30 protein-coding genes and 1 tRNA gene are annotated in these 25,022 nt (G+C 47.7%); 14 read left to right on the plus strand and 17 right to left on the minus strand.

Going from position 1 to position 25,022, the window contains the following annotated elements; all coding sequences use genetic code 11:
* The first annotated feature begins 42 nt into the window (after nucleotides 1-42).
* From K0C01_RS06475 to ftsZ, 3 genes are all read left to right on the plus strand, one after another.
* Nucleotides 43-582 (plus strand): double zinc ribbon domain-containing protein, encoded by a 540-nt coding sequence (locus K0C01_RS06475; RefSeq protein ID WP_221168914.1) that lies wholly within the window; start codon nucleotides 43-45, stop codon nucleotides 580-582.
* A 169-nt stretch (nucleotides 583-751) separates the two neighbouring features.
* Nucleotides 752-931 carry a transcriptional regulator CdrS gene (locus K0C01_RS06480; RefSeq protein ID WP_221168915.1) on the plus strand — a complete coding sequence of 60 codons (180 nt, stop codon included), beginning with the start codon at nucleotides 752-754 and terminating at the stop codon, nucleotides 929-931.
* A gap of 3 nt (nucleotides 932-934) precedes the next feature.
* Nucleotides 935-2,098 carry a cell division protein FtsZ gene (ftsZ, locus tag K0C01_RS06485; protein WP_221168916.1) on the plus strand — a complete coding sequence of 388 codons (1,164 nt, stop codon included), beginning with the start codon at nucleotides 935-937 and terminating at the stop codon, nucleotides 2,096-2,098.
* 3 nt (nucleotides 2,099-2,101) lie between these two features.
* Here the strand turns inward: ftsZ and K0C01_RS06490 are convergent, their stop codons facing one another.
* From K0C01_RS06490 to K0C01_RS06540, 11 genes are all read right to left on the minus strand, one after another.
* On the minus strand, nucleotides 2,102-3,097 hold the full coding sequence (locus tag K0C01_RS06490; RefSeq protein ID WP_221168917.1) for a tRNA 2-thiolation protein NcsA: 996 nt from the start codon (nucleotides 3,095-3,097) through the stop codon (nucleotides 2,102-2,104).
* Between the two features lie 77 nt (nucleotides 3,098-3,174).
* Entirely contained in the window at nucleotides 3,175-3,714 is a 540-nt protein-coding gene (locus tag K0C01_RS06495; protein WP_255568224.1) for a hypothetical protein, read from the minus strand.
* Nucleotides 3,711-4,172: a hypothetical protein gene (locus K0C01_RS06500; protein ID WP_221168918.1), complete on the minus strand. Its 462-nt coding sequence runs from the start codon at nucleotides 4,170-4,172 to the stop codon at nucleotides 3,711-3,713. Before K0C01_RS06500 ends, K0C01_RS06495 begins: the two co-directional genes overlap by 4 nt.
* Nucleotides 4,173-4,386: 214 nt before the next feature.
* Complete coding sequence (locus K0C01_RS06505) at nucleotides 4,387-4,530, minus strand: hypothetical protein (protein ID WP_221168919.1); 144 nt, start codon at nucleotides 4,528-4,530, stop codon at nucleotides 4,387-4,389.
* A gap of 361 nt (nucleotides 4,531-4,891) precedes the next feature.
* Nucleotides 4,892-5,392 carry a DUF7261 family protein gene (locus K0C01_RS06510; protein ID WP_221168920.1) on the minus strand — a complete coding sequence of 167 codons (501 nt, stop codon included), beginning with the start codon at nucleotides 5,390-5,392 and terminating at the stop codon, nucleotides 4,892-4,894.
* The gene (locus K0C01_RS06515) at nucleotides 5,385-5,783 is read right to left on the minus strand and encodes a DUF7262 family protein (RefSeq protein WP_221168921.1); all 399 of its coding nucleotides are present in this window, start codon (nucleotides 5,781-5,783) and stop codon (nucleotides 5,385-5,387) included. The genes K0C01_RS06510 and K0C01_RS06515 overlap by 8 nt, the downstream gene beginning before the upstream one ends.
* The gene (locus K0C01_RS06520; protein WP_221168922.1) at nucleotides 5,780-6,388 is read right to left on the minus strand and encodes a DUF7263 family protein; all 609 of its coding nucleotides are present in this window, start codon (nucleotides 6,386-6,388) and stop codon (nucleotides 5,780-5,782) included. Before K0C01_RS06520 ends, K0C01_RS06515 begins: the two co-directional genes overlap by 4 nt.
* A complete protein-coding gene (locus K0C01_RS06525) occupies nucleotides 6,378-6,839 on the minus strand; it encodes a DUF7266 family protein (protein WP_221168923.1) in 462 nt (153 codons plus the stop codon). Before K0C01_RS06525 ends, K0C01_RS06520 begins: the two co-directional genes overlap by 11 nt.
* Entirely contained in the window at nucleotides 6,836-7,567 is a 732-nt protein-coding gene (locus K0C01_RS06530; RefSeq protein ID WP_221168924.1) for a DUF7289 family protein, read from the minus strand. The genes K0C01_RS06525 and K0C01_RS06530 overlap by 4 nt, the downstream gene beginning before the upstream one ends.
* The gene (locus K0C01_RS06535) at nucleotides 7,564-9,357 is read right to left on the minus strand and encodes a type II secretion system F family protein (protein ID WP_221168925.1); all 1,794 of its coding nucleotides are present in this window, start codon (nucleotides 9,355-9,357) and stop codon (nucleotides 7,564-7,566) included. Before K0C01_RS06535 ends, K0C01_RS06530 begins: the two co-directional genes overlap by 4 nt.
* Nucleotides 9,354-11,615, minus strand: a complete 2,262-nt coding sequence (locus K0C01_RS06540) for a type II/IV secretion system ATPase subunit (RefSeq protein ID WP_221168926.1) — start codon at nucleotides 11,613-11,615, stop codon at nucleotides 9,354-9,356. The genes K0C01_RS06535 and K0C01_RS06540 overlap by 4 nt, the downstream gene beginning before the upstream one ends.
* A gap of 541 nt (nucleotides 11,616-12,156) precedes the next feature.
* On the opposite strand from K0C01_RS06540, the gene K0C01_RS06545 reads away from it, so the two are divergent.
* From K0C01_RS06545 to ppcA, 3 genes are all read left to right on the plus strand, one after another.
* A tRNA-Ser gene (locus tag K0C01_RS06545) sits at nucleotides 12,157-12,241 on the plus strand.
* A 319-nt stretch (nucleotides 12,242-12,560) separates the two neighbouring features.
* On the plus strand, nucleotides 12,561-12,830 hold the full coding sequence (locus tag K0C01_RS06550; protein WP_221168927.1) for a DUF7521 family protein: 270 nt from the start codon (nucleotides 12,561-12,563) through the stop codon (nucleotides 12,828-12,830).
* Nucleotides 12,831-12,919: 89 nt separating this feature from the next.
* Nucleotides 12,920-14,398 (plus strand): phosphoenolpyruvate carboxylase, encoded by a 1,479-nt coding sequence (gene ppcA / locus K0C01_RS06555; RefSeq protein WP_310736324.1) that lies wholly within the window; start codon nucleotides 12,920-12,922, stop codon nucleotides 14,396-14,398.
* 54 nt (nucleotides 14,399-14,452) lie between these two features.
* Here ppcA and K0C01_RS06560 read toward each other — a convergent pair whose 3' ends face one another.
* The 3 genes from K0C01_RS06560 to K0C01_RS13070 all read right to left on the minus strand — a co-directional run bounded on the left by K0C01_RS06560 (nucleotide 14,453) and on the right by K0C01_RS13070 (nucleotide 17,100).
* Nucleotides 14,453-16,015, minus strand: a complete 1,563-nt coding sequence (locus K0C01_RS06560; protein ID WP_221168929.1) for a 2-isopropylmalate synthase — start codon at nucleotides 16,013-16,015, stop codon at nucleotides 14,453-14,455.
* Nucleotides 16,016-16,211: 196 nt separating this feature from the next.
* On the minus strand, nucleotides 16,212-16,562 hold the full coding sequence (locus K0C01_RS06565; protein ID WP_221168930.1) for a DUF192 domain-containing protein: 351 nt from the start codon (nucleotides 16,560-16,562) through the stop codon (nucleotides 16,212-16,214).
* 361 nt (nucleotides 16,563-16,923) lie between these two features.
* Entirely contained in the window at nucleotides 16,924-17,100 is a 177-nt protein-coding gene (locus K0C01_RS13070) for a zinc ribbon domain-containing protein (RefSeq protein WP_221168931.1), read from the minus strand.
* Between the two features lie 62 nt (nucleotides 17,101-17,162).
* Here K0C01_RS13070 and K0C01_RS06575 point away from each other — a divergent pair, with 62 nt between their 5' ends.
* Entirely contained in the window at nucleotides 17,163-17,666 is a 504-nt protein-coding gene (locus tag K0C01_RS06575; protein WP_221168932.1) for a DUF7097 family protein, read from the plus strand.
* Nucleotides 17,667-17,731: 65 nt separating this feature from the next.
* Here the strand turns inward: K0C01_RS06575 and K0C01_RS06580 are convergent, their stop codons facing one another.
* Entirely contained in the window at nucleotides 17,732-17,932 is a 201-nt protein-coding gene (locus K0C01_RS06580) for a DUF5800 family protein (protein WP_221168933.1), read from the minus strand.
* A 90-nt stretch (nucleotides 17,933-18,022) separates the two neighbouring features.
* On the opposite strand from K0C01_RS06580, the gene K0C01_RS06585 reads away from it, so the two are divergent.
* Entirely contained in the window at nucleotides 18,023-19,201 is a 1,179-nt protein-coding gene (locus K0C01_RS06585) for a redox-regulated ATPase YchF (RefSeq protein WP_221168934.1), read from the plus strand.
* Here the strand turns inward: K0C01_RS06585 and K0C01_RS06590 are convergent, their stop codons facing one another.
* The gene (locus tag K0C01_RS06590; protein ID WP_221168935.1) at nucleotides 19,202-19,381 is read right to left on the minus strand and encodes a hypothetical protein; all 180 of its coding nucleotides are present in this window, start codon (nucleotides 19,379-19,381) and stop codon (nucleotides 19,202-19,204) included.
* A 337-nt stretch (nucleotides 19,382-19,718) separates the two neighbouring features.
* Nucleotides 19,719-20,840 carry a pyridoxal phosphate-dependent aminotransferase gene (locus K0C01_RS06595; protein ID WP_221168936.1) on the minus strand — a complete coding sequence of 374 codons (1,122 nt, stop codon included), beginning with the start codon at nucleotides 20,838-20,840 and terminating at the stop codon, nucleotides 19,719-19,721.
* Nucleotides 20,841-21,002: 162 nt separating this feature from the next.
* On the opposite strand from K0C01_RS06595, the gene K0C01_RS06600 reads away from it, so the two are divergent.
* Genes K0C01_RS06600 through K0C01_RS06625 form a run of 6 tightly spaced genes read left to right on the plus strand, consistent with a single transcriptional unit; the run spans nucleotide 21,003 to nucleotide 25,017 of the window.
* Nucleotides 21,003-21,836 carry a putative RNA uridine N3 methyltransferase gene (locus tag K0C01_RS06600; RefSeq protein WP_221168937.1) on the plus strand — a complete coding sequence of 278 codons (834 nt, stop codon included), beginning with the start codon at nucleotides 21,003-21,005 and terminating at the stop codon, nucleotides 21,834-21,836.
* Between the two features lie 4 nt (nucleotides 21,837-21,840).
* Nucleotides 21,841-22,860, plus strand: coding sequence for a 50S ribosomal protein L3 (locus tag K0C01_RS06605; RefSeq protein ID WP_221168938.1), 1,020 nt, complete (start codon nucleotides 21,841-21,843; stop codon nucleotides 22,858-22,860).
* 3 nt (nucleotides 22,861-22,863) lie between these two features.
* On the plus strand, nucleotides 22,864-23,616 hold the full coding sequence (gene rpl4p / locus K0C01_RS06610) for a 50S ribosomal protein L4 (RefSeq protein ID WP_221168939.1): 753 nt from the start codon (nucleotides 22,864-22,866) through the stop codon (nucleotides 23,614-23,616).
* Nucleotides 23,613-23,870 carry a 50S ribosomal protein L23 gene (locus K0C01_RS06615; RefSeq protein ID WP_221168940.1) on the plus strand — a complete coding sequence of 86 codons (258 nt, stop codon included), beginning with the start codon at nucleotides 23,613-23,615 and terminating at the stop codon, nucleotides 23,868-23,870. Before rpl4p ends, K0C01_RS06615 begins: the two co-directional genes overlap by 4 nt.
* A gap of 2 nt (nucleotides 23,871-23,872) precedes the next feature.
* Nucleotides 23,873-24,595 carry a 50S ribosomal protein L2 gene (locus tag K0C01_RS06620; protein ID WP_221168941.1) on the plus strand — a complete coding sequence of 241 codons (723 nt, stop codon included), beginning with the start codon at nucleotides 23,873-23,875 and terminating at the stop codon, nucleotides 24,593-24,595.
* On the plus strand, nucleotides 24,592-25,017 hold the full coding sequence (locus K0C01_RS06625) for a 30S ribosomal protein S19 (RefSeq protein ID WP_221168942.1): 426 nt from the start codon (nucleotides 24,592-24,594) through the stop codon (nucleotides 25,015-25,017). The genes K0C01_RS06620 and K0C01_RS06625 overlap by 4 nt, the downstream gene beginning before the upstream one ends.
* Nucleotides 25,018-25,022: the final 5 nt, after the last annotated feature.

A 25,022-nucleotide genomic window follows, 5' to 3' on the forward strand; every position in this document is an offset into this window, starting at 1 on the left:
ACAAATAGATACTTATCATCCAATCCCTCACAGTGGTTATTCATGAGCAAAATTACGTTCCGAGCCGATCAAGAACTTATCGACGAGCTTGAACGGTTTGACGCGTCAAAGAGTGAGATTATGCGTCGAGCCTTACGAGCTTACTTGGACTCACATCCGCAATCAGATCCATCCACTTACGACGATTCTCAGATTAAAGATGATACTATTGATGGTATGATCGCAACCAGGGTTGACGAATTAATTAAAGAGCGCCTTGGACAGCCAACAACGTCACCACAGGATGTCAACATTAATATTTCGTTAGATGCCGAATCAGAACGTGTTACATCTGTAGACGCTTCGCGTAAGACAGAGCAAGTTTCTTCTCAAACTCCGTCTGACAAATCATCGACTTGTGACCAGTGCGGTGAATTGGTCGACGATGATCACGTATACTGCCCAAATTGTGGAGAAAAAGTCTCACAGCGTGTTTTCTGCGAGTGTGGGGATGAACTTCGTTCTGACTGGGGATTTTGCCCAAGTTGTGGACGACGTACGCCAGCTGCCGATGTTCTTGACCCATCTGACCAATTTGACTGACATTGTTTGCACTTTTGTCATACAATACCCGTAAGATTTAATAGCGGTGGCACACAGTATCAAACTGCGTAAGACGACCGTCTTACACGGTGCGGTGCCCTCCAAATGTCGCCGTGCCGTCATGCGGTCCCGTGTCTAACGCGGTGCGCAACAAAAGGGGAGATTAACTATGGAACGTGTGACACTTCGAATCCCGAAACAGCAAATTGAACAGGTTGAACAGATGGTTGAAACCGGCCAATATCCAAACAGAAGCGAAGCAATTCGAGCTGCCGTCCGTGATATGATTGAGGAAGAAGCAGACCGTGCGCAAGATGGTAACCGAGACCATTCATTTGTGAGGGCGTAAACAATGCAAGACATCGTCCAAAATGCACTCAAAAATGCTGAACAGGAAGACCGTGACGTTGACGTAGATAGTGATGAATTTGGAGATCCGCGCATTGTAATCGTCGGTTGTGGTGGTGCCGGTAACAACACGGTTAATCGTCTCTACAATATCGGTGTCGATGGTGCTGAGTCTGTTGCTATTAATACTGATAAGCAGCACCTTCAGATGATCGAGGCAGACACGAAGATCTTGATTGGCAAATCACTGACCGAAGGTCTCGGTGCCGGTGGTGATCCATCGATGGGCGAGCGTGCTGCGGAGATGGCGCAGGGGACAATTAAGGATGTCCTCGGTGAAGCAGATCTTGTGTTTGTCACTGCTGGTATGGGTGGCGGAACAGGAACTGGTGCTGCCCCTGTTGTCTCTAAGATTGCAAAAGAACAGGGCGCAATAGTTGTTGGAATGGTTTCTACCCCATTTAACGTTGAGCGTGCCCGAACCGTCAAAGCGGAAGAGGGGCTTGAACGTCTCCGAGACGAAGCTGACTCCATTATTGTTCTGGATAACAACAGACTGCTTGACTACGTGCCAAACCTTCCAATTGGAAAGGCGTTCTCCGTGATGGATCAGATTATTGCTGAAACTGTCAAAGGCATTTCTGAGACAATTACCCAGCCAAGCCTGATCAATCTTGACTATGCCGATATGACGACGATCATGAATCAGGGAGGTGTAGCTGTCATGCTTGTTGGTGAAACTCAAGACACCAACAAGACAGAGGAAGTTGTCAATGATGCAATGAACCATCCGCTCCTTGATGTTGATTATCGCGGTGCTTCCGGTGGTCTAGTCCATATTACTGGTGGACCTGACCTTACCCTCAAGGAAGCAGAGGGAATCGCTGATAACATTACTGAGCGACTGGATGCAAGTGCGAACGTTATTTGGGGAGCTCGTATTCAGGAAGAGTACAAAGGTAAAGTCCGTGTTATGGCAATTATGACTGGTGTTCAGTCTGCTCAGGTTCTTGGTCCCTCAACCCAGCGTCAGGCAGATCGATCTCGACGCGAACTTGAACAGACAAATAGCGGCGCTAATAACGGCTCCGGTCTTCGTGGCAAAGCACAAAGCGATGGTGGTCGTAGCGAAGTCGAGAAGCACAATGGCGTTGACGTTATCCGGTAGCGCTTATTGATCGCTTTCAACTACCGTTTTTCGATTCCCATTAATTGCATCGAGGAGCGAACACGTTCTACAAACCTCTCGCTCTGTTGGATTTCCACAACGCCTACATTCTGTTGTGGATTCCTCTGAGTTGTCTGACATTTCTTCCTTGGCCGCCAGCTGGGCAAGTTTCTCATATCCTGCCATAATTGAGTGTCTAGTGCCCGGATGATCTTCTTCGAGCTGATATAGAAGTTCTTGAACTTCTGCTCGAAATGATTCCTCTGCATGCGGGCACTCAGTAATGTGTGCAGGTAACCCCTGAAGATGAGCGTATAACGCAACTTCCTGTTCTGGAATATCCCGTAGTGGCTTTACCCGCGGAATAAACAAATCATCTCTAGGTCTTTCACCAACTGCACCCAGTGATGCAGAGAAATGTTTGGCAATTTGATTAACATCTCCTTCAAAAATATTCATCAGCGCCGTCTCTGCTTCATCGTCAAGATTGTGTCCTGTAAGTAGTAAGTCTGCATCGAGTTCATCAGCATATCGTGTCAGTACGTCACGACGTAAGACACCACAATATGCACAAGGCGCCATGTTTTCTGGATCATCCGCTGCGACTTCATCCATTTTCACCCCATACTCATCGTTGTATGACACAAGTACATGCTCGATATCAATATCTTCGGTCAACTCTTCACAGGCAGAGACGCTTTTGTCACGATAGCCCTCAATTCCTTCATGAATTGTTAGTGCAATTAGCTTAATCCGTGGATCCTCAGCGAACGTTTCATGAAGAATTTTGGTTAATACAACACTGTCCTTTCCTCCTGAGAGCCCAATAAGCCAGTGCTGTTGATTCTCTGGCGTTGCCCTTTGATCGACCATATTGTCTTCACGAATTCTACTTTTGACTCGACGTTCGACTGACTGAATAAAATGTTGCTCGCAGAGGTGAGCACCTGAATATGCGGTATGTATTACAGCCTCTGCTTCGCACCGATCACACTGCATCTATTTGTTATCGAGGTTTGGATTGGAATACGGAAAAACACCACGCTATTGAGGATGTATAAATTGCATGCTGAGTATCAATGTAATGTTCCTTCTCTTACGTGGTCATCATACGCAAACAATGCGTATCCTACCTCTGCGGTTGAGTATCCGGTATTAGTTGCTATATCCCGTATTGGCTTTATCATCGTAACATAATCTCCGGCGTCGAAATGTTCTTTTCGCCCGTCTAAGAAGTCTAATCGGTCCAGTGATGCCCAGACACGAGTGTCGACAACTGCATGCTTTTCTGGATTCAATGCCGTCAGAACACATGACGCTGTCGGCGCTTTGAACCCCTGTAGACCTGTTAGTAGATGAATCTTCGAAAAATCACCATTGACGTTTCGGACATTTTTGGTAACCTCGATACATCGATCTGCAGGATTCTTTTCAACGTGATACGCACTTCGCGTTGATGACTCATATGCGATGTCATACAACTGATTACGGCTTAGATATCCTTGCTTTCGATATTTGTCTCCAAAGTCTTGTAGCTGTTCTGGCAATACACCTTGTGTTTGTTCGTATCGATCAAGATTCTCTCGTACGAAGGCTTTCAGGTCATCTACTGTCATGCTTGAACAAAAAGCAACATACAGATTCCAACGGTAATAACATACACGCCAGCCGAAATCATCCAGCTTCGTTTGATATCGCCAACACGTTGTGCAGTGAGTCCCCCTACGTGAGACAGCGGTCCAAGAAAGAACACGCCAATCATCAGTCCGAACATGATCGTCCCTGCTCCGGCTAGTGCTAATAGACTCATCGTTGTACTGTCTGGAACAATCATACTCAGTAGTGCAAAGACTCCCAAATACACAACACCAGCTACCGTTCCAGAACCATAGTGAGCAAGTACAACAGGTCCTCGCTCAACGTCTTCTGGCTTGTTTCCACTCACTGCAGCAGCGGCAATTGCTGGCGGCATTCGACCCTCTGGCAGTCGATCCATCGCAAAGTCCATAATCGTAGTTGCAATCAGACCGAAAACTGCTGCAACAAAAACCACCAACGGGTGTAGTAGTTCCATTTACCGTCACTCGATAGCCTAATCAGTTGTATGTTCCTATTTCCTTTTTTAGCTGATTGCAGGCGCTAAGCCCCCTTCCTCAACGAGCACCGCAGTCCGCATCAGCGGACAAGGAGCGCAGGAGGGAGGGGATATAGCGCCGTCTTCGATTCACTTCCACTCTGTACCGGGTATGTATCATACTGCCAGTCGAAGACTGGAAGTGTGATGGTAGTTACTCATCGTCTCGGCTTAGAGCCCGACAAGAAAGGCGGTCGAGATGAATCTCGCCATCACCACCGAGTAGGAGTGGGACACTCCGAATCCACGCCTCTGGAGACTGCGCTCCCTGCGCGGACTGTCGGCGCAAACCGACCATCCGTGAAAAAGTGTGTCGCGGAACGAGGAAGCCACACCCTCAGCGAGGCCGTCAGGCTAAGCAGGGTGGGGTAGTTCACAAAGTAGCCTTGGTATGGTATTATAACACTTTGAGATGTCTAGTTTACCAAGCCCTGAGGTCAACTGCCTCGGGACCAAGTTCCGAGACTTGATACTGGACTTCCGTTATCTCCGAATAACTCGGCAGGCGTGAAGTCACCACTCACGTCCACTGTCTCTGACTTGAGGGCCAGACGACCGTTGGCCCATCTACCGCCAGACATTCGCCCGCGGTGATGCTCCCGCCATATCTGGAAGTGATTTTCTCTGCCGCATTGTAACCTGTACTTATCTCGTACTCACTAGCCTTTGGTTTCGATAATGGTGGTAGTCTTGCTTGTTGATGTCGATGTTGTAACGTGTATATCGACTCCGATGCCAATGATTTGATCTTGTTTTGCTTCCCGAGTGATAACCCCGTTAGATGTCGAGATATCAGGCGATTTTTCTGTATTATATTTCTCGACTGCAGTCGTTGCAGCCGTGTTATTTCTCGTTATTCGATATATCACTGAGCTATCTTGCTTACTTTGCTCAATTGTATCTACTTTCTGATCAAAATCTTTGATAAACTGTTCTGTAGTATTTTGCTGGTTGCTGTGTGTTACGTTCACTTTCGCTTGATGGGCTGCCATCTCCACTGCTTCCAGTGCGTCAGATCCTGGTTGCTTTTGGTTAACTTGCTGATCACCGGCATATCCGAGTTGGATGTATGCCATAAATATCAAGACCAATGCCACGGCAACAACGCCGGAGGTAAGTAGTACGAGCTGTCCTCGGGACCGATTGCTGTGACTATACATAGTAAATATTCACCTCTATTTCGCCATGAGGCGTGACTTGTGTTGCCGTCCCGACGTCCGCTCTTGGCGGGGGTATATCTCCAACCGTTCCGTATGGTGTCTTCACATAATATTTCACTTGCTCTGGGAGCATTGATGAGATCCGTTTATCAATGTCTTCTCGCTGCTGTTCGAACGTATCTTGAGAATCTATGTGACCAATCGCGGTTGTGTTTTCTCCTCCCGTCGCTGCTATCACTGTTGCAGTGTCATCTGCATATATCTCTAGCTGCGGACCTTCTGTCCCTGTTCCCAGGAAGTTTATTGTGATAAGTGTTAAAATACTAAAAATGAGCAATATTCCAATCCCGACTTCTAGCATTGGAATTGATAGCCGACCTCGGTTATTCATTTGTCTACCTCCACAGTCACACTTAGTATTCGCTCTGTCTTCGTCGTCTGATAGCTAACAGTTAGATTACCTTCTGTTGCCGTAACTGTTGATGCTGATGCTGCCGATAATGGAACTGTATAATTGCCGGTAAGTCCGGTCTTATTTTGTAACGCAGTCCTGTTATCCACCAATACTTTCTCTGCCCCGTTGACATTAATTATACATGTCTGTACCCCCTGTGGAATTGATAATTCTGATCCTGTTTTCGTCTTTTTCTCTTGATCGACAACTATTCGGTTTACTGTCGTTCCTTCTGTCACCGTCCCAAATGCGTACTGTTTCTTACCATCAACTTGAACTTCTACACCACTTACCTCGGAACGAAGAGGTTCGACTGCTTGCTCACTGTACACATCAATCTGGCTAGTGTTGAGATACGGAGTACTACCTTCAGGGGACGCCACTATTTGATCACTGTACGCTTCAGCAAGCTGCTGTTCAGATGCATCTCTGTCTGCTGTAGAGAAGGCAACATCCGCAACTGTAATCGTGCCGCCAAGCAGCAGTGTTAATACAATCAGTGCGGTTGTCAGTGTCAGAATATTTGTCCCCTCACCGATCACCGTCTTTCACCTCCGAGCAATTTAGAAGTTGTATGCGATACTCTTCTCCATGTGTTCTGATCTTAATGATTGTCTGTTCTGTACTATTCCAGGTCCCTGTAGCGTTGATCTGATGTTCTGGGCGTGTAAGCGGATGCGTTATACTCCCAACTTCAGAGTGTTGAATTAAGTGTACTTTTCCTTGATTGACCTGTATTTTGTATGGTTCATTCTGGATTGTTTTTGGAATGTCTACATGAATAATCGCTGTTGTGTTTTCGGCCGTTATAGACTCAATCTCTCCGGACACCTCTGCTGTTACCCGCTCAGCAGTTGCTGATCCTGCTTCATCTTGAAACTCCGGAACGACAGTTCCGAACAGTACAGGGATTACGACGGCAAGATATAATATAATAACAGCCATCTCCGTCATTCGTCCAACAACTGCTTTCGCCTGGATATCTCTCCTCATTGTTGTTCCTCCAGTGTTATCTCATGGATCAGAACCTCAGATGGTCTTTCTTGATCTAACTGTGCAACAACGCTTGGATATTCATCATCTCCAAACCGTAACTCTGTGACTGAGTCAAATCCTCGTGTAGCCAAGTATTCACTCCATAGATCTGGATATCGTGTCTCAATGGCTACTTTTCGATCTCTCGTACTGAGATTATAGCGCTCATAATCATTACTCACCTGAAGTTCTAACAGAGAATTCGTATTATCAGAGGTCTCTACAGCTGATAGATCCGTTAGCGTGATTAATTCGTGTGTACCAAAATCTGGCGTAATTTGTGGGGGTTGATACATTGAAGCCCCCGACCGTGTCTCAAGTATGACTGCTCCCGTGCTCGCTGTTACCCCGTGGTTGTCTAACTGATACTGTAGTGCTTCTCCATCGTGTCTGTAAAGTACATTTGCTGTTCGATCATCACTGTCATCTTTAGTCCCATCAAGTACCCGAATAGTTCGAGGTTCTGATTCAATCTCACCATCACCTATGTTTATCGTATGATGCTGCGGGCCTGTCTGGTCTGGGGACAGTACTTGACTTATCTCATCAGCGATGCGTTCTGAATCTGCTGTTGTCGCTCCCGTATGAATTATCACACTAATCCCGACAATTAACCCACTAAGACCAATTACCGTCAACACAAGTAATACCACGAGCCCAAACGACCGTAGTGGTACATCACTCATATTACACCAACCCCCGCAAAAACAGTATAGCACACAAGCACAAGCAACCCGGAGTGCAATAGAGCAACATATCGATCTTGACTTGCAACCCCAGCAAACCAACCACAAGTGATCATTGTCGCTTGAGTAAGAATATAGAATTGTTGTTTCATCCCATCCTGATCAATGCCTCTTTGACCGACAGCAATCGTTGGGTCAGCTTCCGCCACTGCTGTTACCTGCGTAAATCCTTCAATAATGTATTGATTCACTGCTACAACAACGACGATAATTAACAGAGCTGTGGCCCATCCAATAGCAATGTATACCTGCATCGATTCTTGGAGTGATCGCTTTTCTTGATAGAGGCGCCCAACCTCTGTTTCAAGTGCATCAAAAATCTCTTCGAAATTACTTCCAGCTGCTAATGCCCCAGATAGAAGGTCAACTGTCTGCCGTGCAAGCGCTGTTCCAATTTGATTTCCAAAACGATCCAATGCTCCGTGCTGGACGCTTCCTTTGTGCGTGGTTAACTGCGTGTTAAACGCTAGGTCTGAAATCTCCGTTTTGATTGGCGGTTGTCCAATTTCTCTTGCCTCATATTCAACCGCCTTTGGAAATGGCCTACCAAGATTAATGTGTCCAGCAACAGCGTGGATAAATTCTTTAAGTTCCCTATCTTTAGCGTCATCAATTCGCTTTCGTCGTATTGCTACTGCTCCAATTGGAAGTGCCCATATACTGTATACTAATGTAGCTGTTGTACCCGAAATCCCACCAACCATCCATAGACAGCTCCCAAGTATGACCGCTACTGGGGTCCAAACAACCAAGGCACTGGCTGGATTCTCTGAACTATCATTAATAATATCCCAGGTTCCTTCTGGTCGATCAAATGACCGTAACTGTTCCGGCGGTTTGAGTGTCTCAACTGTTAATATTATCACTACACCAATGAAAATGATACTAGCTGCCCCACCGTATATGAGGAATGTCTGTAATGGTATTTCTCCAACTGGTGTCATTACTAACTGGTTTAATCCGGCTGTGAGCACACTCAATACAGAGATAACAATCACAAATAATGCAGGTAGTACGAGTAGTATCACGAATAACTCAGCAACCAATTCAAGCAAGCCATGTCGTCGCTTCCGGTTTTGGGATCGCCGGTGACTGAGCATTTGTGCCTCCGTCTGCAGATATGACTGTAACTCCTCGTCGCCTTGCTTGGCATGGTCATGTAACTTAATCAGGAACGGTCCAAGAGCATCTGACGGTGTATCTCGCGCGACGGACCGAATTGCTTTATCCAAGTTTCCGGTCAACGAAGCTCTATTGAGAACCGTTTGAACCTCAGTTGCTGTCTCTCCGTACACTTGATCGTTTTTTGCAACGTTTTGAAGCATGTCTTCCAGCTCAAGATCTCCTGTTGCGAGTACGCTAAGATATCGTGCAGCACCTGGCAATGTACGGTCGATATCCACTCGCCGTGCTGTTTCACGCCACCGAAGGTATTGGTGACCTAATTTGACTGTCCCATATTTACCAATGATACCAAGCCCTACACCGACCACAAGTTGTGTTAACTGCAGACCACTGATCACCGCTGTTGATCCAGTGATTACCAAGAAAATTACCCATGAAACGGCATACACCCAAGAGATATATGCTTCAAAACTACAATCAAGCTTCGCCCTTCGAAATAAATCCTGATACCGAGTATGTCGTGGTTGTGCTGCGTGTCTTGCGAATAATTTACGAACCTTTTGTTCACTTCGGTTCTTAGCGTTCTGTCTAAATTCGTCGCTCACGCTTTCTCCCCCGAATTCATCCGCTGTAATCGCTCTACTGTTGCTGTTTCATCTGTCTGTAAATCCGCAAGAAATTCAAACAGTGTCTTGAAATCGCTAATATTACTTCTCGTGAGGTAGTTGGTGTAGCGGAGTTTCTTGTGAAACTCTGCTTCGACAGCCTGCACTGATCGATCAGTTTGGTCTGCAATCTGATGAAATATCCGCATGTCACAACTTGGCTCATCCGTGTTTGCTCCAGCGTGTTCCACTTTATCTGCTGGTTCAAATGCGGAATGGCGTAATCGAGGCTCAGGTTCTTTTGTTGAGGTTTGGACCGGCTTCTGATCACCTAGTTGAGGATGTGAATAGGCAAATCGGAATGCACCTTCTTCGTCACGAATACATATCCGATTCCAGCATACTCTGGTCTCTCCTTTGACAATCTCTCCTCCGGGTCCGTCAACAGCTTCGAACTCGTTCGGGTTCAAGAATTCAATTACCTCTCCTACATACCGTTCACCATCGATATGACGGGGGAATACCACAAGATCAATCTCTTGTAGTAAGTGTGGGGAAATCCCTTGTTCAACCATCCTATTCACCAGTGTTTCTGGATCATCCGCGTGAACTGTTCCAATCAATCCATGGCCAGTATTGATAGATTCAGCATATGTTCTGAAACTTTCTGGTGTATTAATTTCTGCAATTATCTCGACATCCGGATTTAGATAGTTACACTCCGTCATTAGTGACGCCATCGTAATATCTTCTTGATCCGGACCATACTCTTTGGTTGATAGTTCAACTCCTGTTTCATGTGGCAGCCGTACTTCTCGAGAACCTCCATCAATTGCTATTGCTCGATCGTCAAACCGAATAAACGGCATATGAGCGTTCATCAGGGTCGTCTTTCCGACTCCTGTCGATCCAGAGTATAATATTACTCCACGATGCTCATGTAGCATCCACAGAAGTGCGACAAGCTCCTGTGGCATGGTATCTTGCTGAATTAAGTCAATCGGTGTCAGGGATCTGAATGCCTGCTTTCGTATTGAAACGTGAGGCCCTCCTTCACTGATCACTGGAAGACCAACTGCACAACGAATTGTGACATCATCCTCTACTTCTGCAGGCTCTAGGTTGACCTTGGCACTGGGATTTGATGCGGTCAATTCTGCTCCGTCTGATGCAGCAATCTGAGTTACAATGTTTGTAAACTCCTGCTCATCATCAAACTGCAGGTTTGTTGGAATTCGCTTACCTTCAGCGACTGTCGTTCGGGGAACTACCTTGATACGTTCTCCAACTTTATTCGCTTCAATATCTTCCAATTGTGGATCTCGAATTGGAATTGTCAGCTTTCCCTCCCCAATAAAATCTCGGAGGATGTAATAGACCAATGCACTGATCCTTTGTTCTGACAATTCTGGATCCTCCGCGTCGGATTTAGGTCCAGAAGCAGCAATCAACGATTGAATCCGTCTTCGAATTCCGTCTGTTGTACTTTGGCTTTTATTTAACTGTCTGAAAATATCACGTGCTTTTGTTTTGATGTATTCTGTTCGATCCTCGATTATACCATCGACGCTTGTCTTCCAAATTCGGTCTTTGCATTCTTCGATCAACCTTTTTTCTCGCTCTTGTAACGTTGGCTCTCTGACTGCGTATTTGATCGTGAACGTGTCTCTTCCAATTATTTGCTCTTTATAAATGACAACCGGAATTTCGTAGTCACAAAAATCAACTGTGTAACTTGCTAGTTGCCTACTAAAACACCGGCTAATATATGTGTCCGTTGAGCTAAACTCAGTCTCAACTGGTGCATATCGTTCTGTCTGCACAAACAGTGTCTTATCATCGACATCCGCCATCTTGATGTTCTGATCGATTGCTAATGGAGTGACTTCACCTACTGCATATCTATCTCGAAGGGCAAAATATCGTAAGCGACGCTGGGCTGCTGGTTCATAGTTACGAATTCGTTGTTTGGTTGCTTCGTTTAGTTCCGTCTCTGTCATCCGCTGCTCAATTCCTTCTTTGGTTAGTGGCCGACCTCGAAGAGAATCCTCAGTACCTGATTCTAAACTGTTGACCCACTCTCTTTCTTCGTTGGTTAGTAACGGCTCACGAACATTGTACTGAATCCCTTCATTATCCTGTCTAATCGTAACAACGGTTCCTGAGACTAATTCGTACTGTTCCAAAATATTAGGTGCGTACCATGCCTTACGGCTTTCTGGGGGCTCCGGCGGGGGAACTGTCACCGGCAACTGCATAATTGAACGGTGATTATTTTCTGACTTAATTCAACTGAAATTAACTGAGAGTCTTTTTATTTCGGTGTAACCGTTTTCTTGATCTCCTGTTCTGTCGGCCCGTTGGTCTCGGCTAAATATTCGCTATTTGACGCTTATAACATGGTTAGAGTCCGTTGTTGATTGAGGAAGGGGACTCCGCCTCGTAATTAGTTGAACTCCCGGCGTGATTCAGATAAAAGAGTAACTCAACTACCTCTGCCTTTCAAACACATCCCTGTGACAACACTCTGGAGTATAAACGTTTCTTTTCACGAGCCAACGTATCACACATGATCAATTAAACTGGTTTCGAAGGAGGAAGAAACTAGGAATGCGATACAAACCACAAACAATCACGATGATGCTAGTACGATCTAACTGCGCGTCGAATGACCTCAATACCCATCTCCGTATCTATGGAATTGGGTCAGAGACATGTATTAATAATGGTAATTGGGTTAATAAAACAAGAGACCGAAAGTGAAAGCTATAAACTGTCCAGCACCCCAGTTACTATTAAGCCGAGGTAGCCTAGCCTGGCCAAGGCGCCTGCCTCGAGAGCAGGTGTCCGAGAGGACTCGGGAGTTCAAATCTCCCCCTCGGCGCTCACTTTACTGACAATTCTAAGTTTGTAGCACTGCTCCCCGTCCTAATTTCCAGTAGCTATGTAAACATAACATCATAAAAACCCAGAGTGCTGCAACACTTATCCTATACTTCTCGGAAGTTATTAGATGCTATTCTGTCCCCGAAATTCGGTAGTCTGCTGACACAAGAATAGTAATCGACAATCGGTATACAGGTGCCACGAGGGTTATCGCGGAGAAAATAACGATGCAACACGTAGGATCTCAATATTATCTGCTCTGATAATCGGTACCCCAATCTTATGTACTTGATTTTGCGAGTTTAGAATGTGAATAAATGATAGACGCTGGCTATCTGCTGCTTACTGGAATTCTTATCACGATTGGCATCTATGTTGCTGGAATCGCCTTACGAGCATACTTCCGTACTTCTCGACAAGAAATGCTCTATATATCTGCTGGATTTGGCCTCATCGTTTTCGGGGCGTTTGTCGCAACGGTAGGCACATTTCAGGGCCTTGACCGACCGCAAACGGCTCTTTCCGTGCAGTTTCTCCCAATGACAGCAGGTATGCTGTTTATTCTGTACAGTATTCATCCTGAGTGACTTTCCTAACTATCTTTTCTACTCTTTAGAAATTATAGCGAATAATATAAGGGAGTGGGATTTGTAACAGTGTTCGGTAGAGTGATAACATGGTACAAATACCACGGACTATGAGTACCCAACATCCTGACAACGCAACTCCGCCATTTTTTGCTGAGGGGCCTGTCACTGAAGGGGAAGATGAAATTCAGGAAGCTTACTATATCTACTCACATTTGGGATGTGACGAACAGATGTGGGATTTTGAAGGGAAAGAGGGAGACGCTTATGCGGTCAAAAAGCTCCTGTCCCGATATGATGACTATTTTGAGTCAAATATTCTCGGTAAAGATCACCGGTTGACGATCCGGGGACCAAATCCCGATGTTGAAATATCCGAGGCGAAGATTTTACTCGAGATTTTGGATAGTATCCCTCGTTCATACGATGCGGCTAAACTGTTCTATGAGGATGCTGGGATTGATCCGACGCCTCCAATCTTTGAGGTTATCATTCCAATGGTCACAAACGCTACGCAACTTGACTTGGTCCACGACTATTATCAGGAGCAAGTTGTTGGACAGGCAGACCACACATTGGCTGATGGCCGGACTGTCTCTGATTGGGTGGGCGAGTTTATGCCTGAGGAAATCTCTGTGATACCTCTGATTGAAGATCGAGAGAGTATGCTATCAGCTCATGAAATTGTTGAACAGTATATCGAAGGCCGTGATGTCGATCACCAACGTGTATTCCTTGCCCGTTCAGACCCAGCGATGAACTATGGCTCACTGGCAGCTGATCTTATCAATAAGGTCTCGCTTCAGCGCCTCTATCAGATGGCTATGACGACAGACACTGAAATTCACCCAATATTTGGTGCTGGCTCTGTCCCATTCCGCGGTAACCTCTCTCCACATACTGCACATGACATCGCGGCGGCGTATCCAGAGGTTGAGACGTTCACCATCCAGTCTGCATTTAAGTACGATTATCCTATCTCTGAAACACGAGAAGGGATTGAAGCTCTTCACTCTGCAGACCTTGGTCGACGCCCTCCTCGAATCGATGAGGACCGGGCACTTGATGTTATTGATGATACGGCCGAGCATTACTCACGACAAGTAAAATCCATTGAGCCGCTTGTCAATCGTCTTGCTGAAAATATTCCAAGCCGACGATCCCGAAAGCTTCACGTTGGTTTGTTTGGATACTCCCGAGAAGTTGGGGAAAGTTCACTTCCTCGCGCGATCACGTTCACTGCAACATTATATAGTGTTGGTTTTCCGCCATCTATCATGGGTCTTTCTGGACTCTCTGACGATGATCTTGATTTTGTCGAAGAAGTGTTCCCACAGTTCTTCCCGAACTTAGAACGTGCTCTGCAATATTACAATCCACGTTCGCTTGAAGTGGTCGACATCCCAGAGGAAGATGTCGAAGCTGCGCTTGATCTCGTTGATTATGATCCTGATCCTGAACATCAGAGTGCCACCGATGCTGTTATCGATGGACTAACCGCAAGCAGCGATCATAAAATTGAGAACGATATTGTTGAAGCGGCCCGTATTCGTCGGTTCCTCGGCTAGTTCCAGATCTCTGTACTTATAAAGGAACACAAATACTTGAATTGTCTTTTATATTCAGTCGTCAGCTACTGTCAATGTCGGATCATCGGCAGTGGCTAATAATCGATCAAGTGCCCGAACCATTGCTTCCACACTAGCGACTGTAATATCTGTATCGCTTTTTGCCACGGTCACTGACTGATCTCCACGTGACATCTCTACTTCTACAGTGACGACTGCATCTGTCCCTCCTGTAATAGCATCGACATGATATGACTCAAGCGTTGCAGTTCCTTCTCCAAGTGCTTGCCTGGCTGCTGAAACCGCTGCATCGACTGGACCAGTTCCTGTACCAGACGCAACAAGCTCTTCACCATTAACCGAAAGCCGAACACTTGCCGTTGGTGTACCGCCGCCACTGGCAGCCGTGATATCAAGCAACTCAACACGGCGTTCGTGTTTTTCGGCAGTGACCTCTTCTGCAATCTGAAGTAAGTCGACATCGGTTACGCGCTTACCTCGGTCACCTAACTCTTTGACTTGGCTTACAATCTCATCAAGTTCTTCATCGGTGACATTCCACCCATGTTCCTCCAGTGCCGCTCGAGCTCCAGCCCGTCCTGTGTGTTTACCAGCGACCATACGGCGTTCTCGTCCAACCTTTTCAGGTGGATAAGGTTCGTACATCGCTTCGTCTTTGAGTGTTCCATCAGTGTGGATGCCTGACTCATGTGTAAAGGCGTTCTCACCGAGGACAGCCTTGTTCGGAGCCAATCCGATGCCAGTCGCTTGACTGACTGTTCGTCCCAGTTCATACAACATCTCGGTTTCAACTACCTGCGTGTCATACACGTGATCAAGCGTTATTGCCATCTCTTCCAGTGCCACATTTCCTGCGCGTTCGCCAATTCCATTGACTGTTGCATGTACTGTGTCTGCCCCGGCGGCTAATGACGCCAAGGCGTTCGTCATCGCAAGGCCAAGGTCATCGTGTGTATGTGTGCTTGTTGGCCCAATCTCAGCCAGCCGTGACACTGCCCTGTATGTTTCTTCTGGGCCAGCATGCCCAACCGTGTCAGCGAAGCAAATTTGGTCAGCCCCAGCACTGTACGCGGCGCCCATCAACTCCTCTAAAAACGAGAAGTCTGATCTAGATCCATCTTCCCCTATGACTTCAACCCACAATCCATGATCTTTCGCATAGTCGACTAGCTCCTCAGTTTTGGCGACTGTTTCTTCGCGGCTTGACCTGATTTTTTTCTCTATATGTCGGTCACTTGCTGGGACAACAAGTTCTACACCATCAACTCCTGCGTCAAGTGCCAGATCAATATCTGATTTAATTCCCCGAGCAAAACTTGTTACTCGGGCATCTAAGTTCAACTCAGTCACGCGACGAATTGCTCGCCGTTCCCCTTCACCAGTACATGCAGACCCAGCTTCAATAATATCAACGCCTGTTTCATCCAGCTTTCGCGCAATCTCAGCCTTTTCATCTGGTGATAATGATACACCTGGGGCTTGTTCACCGTCCCGCAGCGTTGTATCAAGAACGTTGTATGTGACTTCGTCGCTCGATTCGACTAATGATTCGAAGGAAAAGTCGTGATGTTCTGGGCTTTTACCCGTGAATTTCACGGCCAGCCGCCTTGCGGCGACTTCCTCTATCCTCCGAGGAATTCGTTCCTCTCATAGGTATAATGATTGTTGATAAGGAACATGATAAATCTCACGGTTGTAACTCAAAATATCCCAATATCCATTAACTATTGGTGACACCCAGAGTACAAATGTGTGTAATCGTCTCGATTCAGGTCTGATACAGACTTGGAAATTATTCTTCTACAGTAATCTGATCCCCTGGCATAACAGCTGTGGCTGTCTGCGGAGGTAACTCAATGACCATGTCTGCAGCTTCTCTCCCAATCCCGGTCCATGGTGGCAGTGTCTTTACCGCATTTACTGTGCCATCTTCAACCCAAAGAACATCAAGTGCTGTCCGCACTCCGATCATGTGTATTGTTCGAGGCTTTGTCTTGTTAAACCGAAACATGAGCGCGTAGCCTTCTGGCAGATCTTTCTTTCCCATTAGTCCGATTGCTTTTTTCAAAAATGTATTTGCTATCTCCACATCAGTGGCAAGTGATATTTTCTCACCTTCTTTCGATTTGTGTTGTAATTTCACAACTTGTATGTTTTCGTGCAGGATTCTTAGCGTTTTGTTCACCTCAGTATTGCATTTTGACCTCCTCCCACGGCCTTCAGCCGTGGGATTCCTCGGTGGGTGACCCAGCCAGTCTCGAATCTGAGGCAAGGTTCCCACGCTCACGCGTGGTACTCCGGTTCGTGGGCTCCTCTTTGGTTGCATGATCACGCTATCGCCAGCAGTGGTCGTCCCACTCAAGGTGAGGCACCTTGCAGTGTCCCTTATCAGGGCCGTTCTGACCCGAGTCCACAGGCCGCACCATCGGCCGTGCTCCAGTCTCAACATTGCCATCCTCTCGCTTTGTAGGAGATTTTTACTTCAAACCACATCGCTATGATCTTCAACAGCTACACGAGTCGCACTGGAACACATCGCCGTTGCGCGAGACGTGTCTCTTTTCAGCGCACCGTGGGCACTGACTGGACGTGCCTGCTTCTGATGCTTCTTCAACGCTGATTCCACACCCATCTTCAAGCACGGGTTGTATCCTGCGACAGAAACGAGCGCGCGCCACCATGCGTCCCGACAGTTGACTACACCCGAAAAAGCCTAACAGGCTAACAGTGTATAGAGGACACAATGGCTGAACGGTCTGTGGGGACTGATTCACCGTATACGTACGTGGAGCGATGTGACCATGTCACCGACGATGGTAAGTGCCGTTTTGCGTTTGAGGAGTTTGAATCGGATCCAACGTTTGCTAAACGCCTCCGAGATGATGGGTATCGGTGTCCAGCTGTTGATCCTTCTTCCTCTTGGACATGGAAAGACTGCCCTAATCTTCAGTCGACTACCTCCTCACAGGAATGTGTTCGCTGTGGAATATCTGAACGAAGAGACGGCTATCATGGTGACCATCCAATTATCGAAGAACATCATCTGCTCTATCCACAAGAATCAGGTCACGAAGTAACTGTTGCTGTCTGTCGCTGGTGTCATGCTAAAATCCACCAGTCGGGCAAATCTCTCGCTGACGATGCTGATCCTGCTTCTGAGGCGCTTGCTCTTCGAGATGACCGGTTGGATCAAGAATCTGAGGAGTTGTCATTTGAGACTGCCGCAAAACGTCGGCAACAAGAATAGTGATCGGATAACTGATGCTCAAATTTTCCACTCTTGATGCTCTTTCTCTCTGTTCACAGAGATGACTATCTATTTAGTATGTCACCTACACGCCGTGGCTCGCCGGATAGATGAGGATTCTCTTCGATCATTTTTAGCACTTCGTGATCTGTAACTTCTGTGTATGATTTTTGTGTTGCCTCCTCGATAAGCTCTTTTTCTAGCCGAAAGTCAATTCCTTCGTAGACAACATCTACCCCTTCTTCATCGAATGATAATGATGTCATGCTTATTATTTGGATATCAGTAATCAAAAACAATCTGATTACCAACCAATACCGAAAGGCAGTTTGCCTCACTCTACAGATTCTTGAGCAATGATTACTGTTGCTCTTGCTGGTAAACCCAGTGCTGGGAAATCAACCTTCTTCGAGGCTGTCACTCGGGATGATGTTGATGTAGCCAATTACCCATTTACAACAATTGATGCCAATCGTGGAGTTGCTCACGTCCGGACTGAGTGTCCATGTACTGATCTTTCTGAACGCTGCAATAGCGACCAGTGTATTAATGGTAAACGCTATGTCCCAATTGAGTTGATTGACGTTGCCGGATTAGTCCCGGGGGCACATGAAGGGAAAGGGCTTGGCAATCAGTTTCTTGATGAACTAACGAATGCAGATGTGATCATCAATGTTATCGATGCTGCTGGCGCAACAAACGCATCTGGAGAACCAGATGAAATTGGCAGTTATGATCCAATTGATGAAATCGACTTCATCCAAACAGAACTTGTCGAATGGATGACTGACATCCTTGACCGGAACTGGGAAACTGTCGAACGACAATCTCGCTCTCCCGATTTCTCTATTGATGATGCAATCACTGAACTCCTTACCGGACTAGGCGCAACAGAAGCGGATGTTGCTCGTTGTTTACGTGCGATTGCGTATCCGGATGACCCTCGTGAATGGGATCGAGAAACGCTTCATGCACTCGGAGCAGAGGTTCAGAAACGAACTAAGCCTATTCTCATTGCTGCAAATAAAATCGATATTGCCCCACAAGACTATATTGAACGTCTACTTGATCTTGACCGTCAAGTTGTCCCAACAACTGCTGAAGGTGAGCTTGCCCTCAGGCGCGCGCGCGAGAACAACATCATTTCGTATGATCCCGGTGATTCAGCATTTACTATTTCCTCTGAAATTAACCAACAACAACAAAAAGCGCTAGACGATTTGTCTGAACTCATCGATAAGCATAACGGAACCGGTGTTCAGCGTGCGCTCAACGCGGCTGTGTACGATATTCTTGATCAAGTAACCGTATATCCTGTTGAAAACGCATCACGGTGGACTGACGGACAAGGAAATGTCTTACCTGACGCTCACTTGCTCCGGTCTGGGTCAACGCCCCGAGACTTGGCTTATGCTATTCACAGTGACATTGGAGATGGATACTTGCATGCGGTTGATGCTCGAGAAAATCGAGACATCAGTGATGAATACGAGCTATCAGAAGGCGATGTAATACAAATTGTTAGTACCGCGTGATTATTGCAATTCGTGCAACGACTTAGCTACATCCGCTTGAATCCAAGCCTCTTCGACTTCTCGGTCATATATAATTGTTTCCTCATGATCTACAGCGACCGATGCGTATCGGTCCTCATCAAGTGAAGTAGTCGGAGGCGTTTCTCCTGCATTAGTATCGTGATCAGCGTTTCCGGTCATATTCTTCAGACAGACTGTATTTGTTTGCAGTCATACTTCTATATGTGTTCCACTTTGTTAACTGTTGCCATTCCCCCTACCGTTGCATCTATCGACACTTTGTGAGTACTCATACTCAAAATAGAGGTAATTGTCGGTATCTTACTGTCTTTATGACAATTGTGTAGCTACAGTCAATTGCCCCGCGCACGGTGGGGCGGGAATCCGCCTCGCTATCTAGTTTGAAGTGAGACTTCATCAGAAAAGAACTCTCACGGTTAATGATATCCTACTCAGTGCGGGATGGAAAGTCAAGCTTGGATCAAACCTTGAGATTTAGTACTATATGGGCGGAGTTCTACTGAAAGTCGTTTGTTACTGACCGCATAGTTTCAATTGCTGATTTTAGATCCTCTATTCCAGTTGCATATGAAATTCGGGCCGAGCCAGTTCCATTTTCTCCGAATGCGTCACCTGGAACTACAATAACGCCGCTTTCCAGTACTGCATCAACCCATCCTTCTGGGACATTAGGCATTGCATAGAAAGCTCCTTTTGGTGTTGGCGTTTCAAGCCCCATATCTTCGAGTCCATCAAGCAAAACGTTTCTCCGTTGCTCGAACGCCTCAACCATTTCATCAACCGGGTCTTGCGGGCCTGATAGTGCTCCTTCAGCCGCATACTGCGCTGGGGCACTTGCACATGCCTGTGCGTATTGGTGTACTCGAAGCATACGCTCAATCCGACGTTCTGATCCAAGCACCCATCCAAGACGCCAACCTGTCATTGAGTATGTTTTTGAACACGCTGAAACTACTACGACATTGTCTGATTCCGAAAACTTCAGTGGTGAGCAGTGTTCTCCTTCGAAAACAATATATTCATATACTTCATCTGAAAGGCAGAGAACGTCATACTCGTCTGCGATTCGGGCGAATTCTTTCATGTCTTCCTTTGTCTGCACGGCCCCAGTTGGATTAGCCGGACTATTAACAATGAACGCAGCTGTGTCCTCCGTAATTCGCTCCTCAACCGTGGATGGATCAAGCGTGAGGTCATCCTGTAATTCTACCGGAACAGGATTACCGCCAGCAAGTTTCGTTAGTGCACTGTATGATACAAACCCTGGGTCAGGGATCAACACTTCTTCTCCAGCGCTCACGTGTGCTTCAAGAGCAAGATGTAGTGCTTCGCTGCCACCGGATGTAGCAATAATTTGCTCTGGATCAATCGTTAGATTCCGATCTTCTTGATACCGTCCGGCGATTGCTTTCCGAAGTGATTGTGTTCCTTTATTTGAGGTATATCCGTCTACTTTCTTCTCTTTTATTGCCTGTAAGGCTGCTTCTCTAGCGTGTTCTGGTGTAGGAAAATCCGGTTGTCCAAGTCCCAGATTAATTGCATCGTCGCTCGCTGCCTCGAATACTTCTCGGATTCCGCTGATTGAAACTTGCTCGACGCGATCTGAAAATCCTGCCATATATGATAACTGCTTGCCTGTCCAATCAATGTTTATCCTCTGTATCCGGTAAAATCATGTCTGTTAACCGCTCACACTCTACGATATTACCGCTATGTTTTTATGATCACGTCTGGAATCATATCGATACAGTCTAGTGGCGAGGCGTGAAAGTGCAACGGCGTGACAGTCAGTATACTCATTCCATCGTCCCTTGTCCGCGAAACCGAAGACAAGCGCGAGGCAACTCGCAAACTCGGTACAATCGCGCGGGCAGCAACAATATTTCGCGTTGATCAAGTAATCATCTTCCCAGATCGGGAAGGCGAGAAATATTGGGGCGGTGGGTTCGTTGAAACTGTCTTGCGGTATGCCGCGACGCCTCCAGACCTCCGAAAGGAGGTATGGGGTACGCGGGACGAACTGGAGTATGCGGGCGTTTTGCCGCCGCTTCACGCCTTGTCGCAGACCGGCTCTGGATCAAGTGATCCGGGGTCGTTAAGACAGGGAATCGTGACCGAGGTCGGACCTGATGGGCGCGTTCGGGTCAATTGCGGCCTGCAACACCCGATCTCGCTCCCCGTGCCGTCAAAAATGTCGGTACAGGAGGGAGAGCGCGTAACCGTCAGGGTCTCTTCGCGACGACCCGTCCGCGCGAAACTTGCTGACGAGCCCGTTTCGGGCTTTCAAGTTTATCGTGCGGACCTCCCGGAAGCTCTCAGCTGGTCCGATACGGGACTCTGCATTGCAGCGTCTCGGTATGGCCAGGATTTGACCGTTGATACTCTCGACGAGTTAACGTCGGAGATCAGCCAACGAGGTCTCACAATCGCGTTTGGCGCTCCACAGCGGGGACTTCCGGACATCTTCGGGATTGATATCGACGATGTGGCCGATGGCGACCCCGCCCAGGGGTTCGACCGATGGGTAAATACGATCCCAAATCAGGGAAGCAGAACGGTGCGAACAGAAGAAGCAATCTTCGCATCGCTTGCTTCTCTAACACTTACGGAGTGAAACAATGCCAGAACCAAACAGACCACGAAAAGGCTCGATGGGTTTCGGCCCACGAAAACGCGCGGAGTCACAAGTACCGCGGTTTAATTCGTGGCCGGAATCAGATGGACAGCCGACGCTACAGGGCTTCGCCGGATATAAGGCAGGCATGAGCCACGTGGTAATGATCAACGATCGGTCGAATTCCCCAAATGAGGGAATGGAAGAAACTGTGCCGGTTACCATCGTGGAAACGCCGCCGATGCATGCGGCCGCCCTGCGGGCGTACGAGGATACAGCTTACGGACTCCGACCACTGACAGAAGTGTGGAGTCCCGAAGTAAATGAGGAACTACGGGATGCAGTCAGCATCCCAGAGGACGCCGACTTTGACGCCGGTGTTGGCGAGATTCAATCAGCCGTTGATGCTGGAAATGTTGATGAAGTGCGAATGATTACGCACACGAAGCCGAAGGTAGTTGACGGTGTCCCACAGAAACGTCCACATATCATGGAGACTCGAGTTGGTGGTGGATCTATTTCCGACCGAGTCGACTACGGACTACAGTTGGTTGAAGACGGTGGTGAACACTCGATGAACGATGTGTTCCGTGCTGGTGAGTATATGGACGTTTCTGGTGTAACACAGGGTAAAGGTACCCAAGGTCCCGTCAAGCGATGGGGCGTTCAGAAACGAAAAGGCAAGCACAAACGCCAAGGATGGCGTCGTCGGATCGGTAACCTTGGTCCGTGGAACCCATCCCGTGTTCGGTCGACAGTCCCACAGCAGGGACAGACCGGATACCACCAGCGTACTGAGCTAAACAAGCGACTTCTCCAGATTGGAAACGGCGATGATGAGGTAACTCCTGATGGAGGGTTCGTGAACTACGGAGAAGTCGATGGATCTTATGCGCTGGTTAAAGGATCGCTGCCGGGACCGGAGAAGCGACTTGTTCGCTTCCGTCCGGCTATCCGGCCAAGTGACCAACCCCGCCTCGATCCAGAGGTGCGGTATGTCTCTACAGCATCAAATCAGGGATAAATTATGCAGGCAAAATTATATGATCTGGACGGCGAGGACGCGGGGACTGTTGAACTGCCGGAAGTATTTGAAACGACAGTACGGCCGGATTTGATCCAACGCGCTGTCCTTGCTGCCCAGGCAAACCGAAAACAAGACTACGGTGCTGACGAGTATGCAGGCCTTCGAACCCCGGCTGAATCACCGGGAAGTGGACGCGGCATGGCCCACGTTCCACGAATCAACGGCGAAGCTGCCCGTGTTCCACAGGCAGTTGGTGGACGAAAAGCACACCCACCAAAAGCTGAGAAAGATCGCTCACTGTCTGTAAATGACAAAGAGCGAAAACAGGCAGTCCGCTCAGCTATTGCAGCAACAGCGGACACCGAAGTTGTTCGAGAACGTGGCCATGAATTTGATGATGATGTCGAAACACCGATAGTTGTTGGAGATGAGTTTGAAGAACTACACAAGACCCGAGAAGTTGTTGAATTCCTCGAAGAAGTTGGAATTCACGCAGATGTTACTCGGGCTGACGAAGGTCGAACCGTTCGGTCCGGACGCGGTAAGACTCGCGGCCGAAAGCAGAAGACCCCAGCGTCAATCCTCTTCGTAACTTCAAACGATGCGGGACCATCACGAGCAGCACGAAACCTTGCTGGTGCAGATGTTGCGACCGCTGCTGAAGTTAACGCCGAAGATCTGGCGCCGGGAACGCATCCGGGTCGACTGACTGTCTATACTGAAAGTGCCATCGAAGAGGTGAACGAACGATGACTGATAGCGTCATCATCCATCCACTTGTAACAGAGAAAGCGATGAATGACATGGACTTTGAGAACAAGTTGCAATTTGCTGTTCACGAGAACGCGTCCAAACCTGAAATTGCAGACGCCGTATCTGAGCGGTTTGACGTTGAAGTAGTCGGTGTCAACGCGCATTTCACAATGGACGGCTATAAGAAAGCAATTGTTGAACTCTCCGAAGAAGATGACGCTGCTGAAGTAGCATCCAGAATTGGGGTGTTCTAATTATGGGACGACGTATCCGAGGACAACGACGTGGACGGGGCGGTTCAACATTCCGCGCTCCTTCCCATCGGTATCGCTCTGAAAAGAACCATAAAAACGCTGAAGATGCAGATCTCGTTGCCGGCGAGGTTGTTGACATTGAGCACGATCCAACGCGTGCTGCACCAGTTGCGGCCGTTGAGTTTGAAGACGGAGACCAGCGATTGGTCATCGCACCGGAGAGTGTTGGTGTTGGTGACACGCTTGAGGTTGGTATCTCTGCATCAATTGAGCCCGGTAACACGCTCCCACTTCGTGAGATTCCAGAAGGTGTTCCGGTCTGTAACGTAGAATCAAAACCAGGTGACGGTGGCAAGTTCGCCAGAGCAAGTGGTGTTAGTGCTCGGCTGGTCACTCATGATCGAGATGCAGCTGTTGTGCAGCTCCCAAGTGACGATGTCAAACGCCTGAACCCAGATTGTCGGGCAACAATCGGTGTTGTCGCTGGTGGTGGCCGAACTGATAAACCAGTTGTCAAAGCTGGTAAGAAACACCACAAGGTACAGTCTCGAGCGACTGTCTGGCCACGCGTTCGTGGTGTTGCGATGAATGCCGTTGACCACCCATTTGGTGGTGGTGGCCGTCAGCATCCTGGTCGTCCAAAAAGCGTTTCCCGCAACGCGCCTCCAGGGCGCAAAGTCGGGGATATTAGCTCTCGGCGAACTGGCCGAGGGGGTAACGAATGAGCACGGAGTACCGAACCGGCCGCGGTGATGAGGAATTCACTTACCGTGGTTACACGCTTGATGAGTTGCAGGATATGAATCTAGAAGAAGTCGCGGAACTGCTTCCCGCTCGACAGCGGCGAACTATCAAACGAGGCCTCGATGGTGAGCGACAAAAGCTCCTCGATGAGGCTCGGTCCACCACAGAAGAAGAATCGGCACAAGATCCGGTCCGGACTCATCTCCGGAACATGCCGATCCTGCCGGAGTTTGTTGGCTTGACATTCGCTGTCCATGATGGGCAGGAATTCAACCGCGTTAAGGTTGAGCCGGAAATGATTGGCCACTATCTCGGTGAGTTCCAGCTCACCCGACAGACAGTTGAACACGGTCAGGCAGGAATTGGTGCGACTCGATCGTCGAAGTTTGTACCACTGAAGTGAGGTGA

The sequence above is a fragment of the Salinarchaeum sp. IM2453 genome (genome assembly GCF_019693215.1).
Lineage (GTDB): Archaea > Halobacteriota > Halobacteria > Halobacteriales > Salinarchaeaceae > IM2453.